The organism is Rubellimicrobium rubrum (assembly GCF_006152115.1).
GTDB classification, from domain to species: domain Bacteria; phylum Pseudomonadota; class Alphaproteobacteria; order Rhodobacterales; family Rhodobacteraceae; genus Rubellimicrobium; species Rubellimicrobium rubrum.
Genome location: NZ_VDFU01000093.1, coordinates 1 through 1,566, shown reverse-complemented (window position 1 = coordinate 1,566; position 1,566 = coordinate 1). Strand labels below are relative to the sequence as shown.

The following is a 1,566-nucleotide window of genomic DNA, read 5'->3' as shown; positions in this document are numbered from 1 at the left end:
CCTGTGAGACCTTGGCCAGCTTGTTACCGGATCCCAGCAGCACCTCTGACCATTGGGCTCCAACATGGCGGACCAAGGATGAATGGCGCAGGGTCCTGCGGGAGGTCTGCTGAGCGCCCAAGCCCTGCGCCTTCCGAATAGCCGGGCAAAGCTGTCCCGGTCGCCGATCACCGCCTCGCCGGTCTGCGAGTAAGCAGTTGAAGGTGTGAAGCAGGTCAGACCCTGTTTGCGTCTGGCCTATCCGCTGCCCCATGACCATGCGGGCGACAAGATGTTTCAGTATCTGCTCGACGCCTTGGCGGAGCGAACCCGTCGCATGGGTTAGGGCAGAGCTCGGCCTGACCAGTGGCAGGTAGGTTAAGCCCCAGCCTGCCCGCCGTAAGTTCACCGTGCGGGGCGATTACGAATGTGGCTCCAAACGCCGCGGCTGTATGTGCTACTCCCACGCGAGCAGCGTGACGGCATTTTCAGTATGCGCACTGGTGCAGCAGTTATGCACTGCAGCACGGGATTTGGTCGGCCACTGACAGGCGCCCCCGCGTCAACTCTCCTTTAGCACCTGTCTTGTAACTCTGATGAGGAGCAGAGCTCCTTTCCCGGCAAGGCGGAGCATCCGCACCTCGGGCCGCCAGTTCTCAGTTCCTCACGGACAGGTCGGTCCGTGTGGATTCCTAAAGTGTATGCGCCTCGGATCGCTGCATGAGCCCGAGCCAACCAGGAGTACCTGATGCGTCTTACTCTCAAGCTCAAGCTCATCGCTGTGTTTTCCGTCCTTGTCCTGGCCCTGATCGGCGTTGCCGCATTCGGCATTCTGGAGTTGCGAGACTACAACCTTCAGGTCTCGCGGATCACTGAAGTCTACACGCCAGCACAGGGGCTTCTGCTCAACGCCGATCGCGACGCTCAGCAGGCGCTCGTGGCCGAACGGAGCCTTCTGACGCTTGCGCCGGGCTCCGAAGAGTTCGACGCTCAACTTGCGTCACACGGTGAGAACGTGGAGCAGATCAGCGAACGCATGGAGAAGTATGCCGCACTGGTCGATGCCGATTGGTCGCGTGGTATGATGGAGCAGTTCTGGCCCGAGTTCGCGGCCTGGACAGAAGCCAGCGGCACGCTGGTGCAGGATCTCTCGAGCGCCGTGACCGATCAGCAGCAGCAGGCGCTGGCGAGCCGTAGCATCTCGGACCTGAATGCGACCTTCGATGCGATGCGCGATGTGATCGACAGCCTTGACGAGGAACTGGAGGGGGTCATCAACCAAGAAGCCTTGGAAGCCGCTGCCAGTTACCAGAGCGGCCGGTCGCTCCTGACAGTCCTTGCTGCGGGCGCGTCGGTGGTGGGCATCGCCGGGGCCGCTTGGCTTACGGTGACTATCTCCCGTGGCCTGTCCCAAGCTATGGCGGTGTCGCAGCGTGTGGCTGGGGGTGACCTCACCGAGACCGCCGTTGTGCGCGGGCGCGATGAGGTGGCCGATCTCCTGACCAGCCAGAATGAGATGATCCTGAAGCTTCGCGCCATTGTGACGGAGGTGAGCGGGGGTGCGGGGCAGGTATCCTCGGGCTCGGA

At 62.3% G+C, this 1,566-nt stretch carries 1 protein-coding gene; it reads left to right on the top strand.

Annotated features, from left to right (window positions below; translation table 11 throughout):
- Nucleotides 1–727 precede the first annotated feature (727 nt).
- A partial coding sequence (locus FHG66_RS21335; protein WP_139079156.1) for a HAMP domain-containing protein occupies nucleotides 728–1,566 on the top strand: 839 nt, incomplete at its 3' end.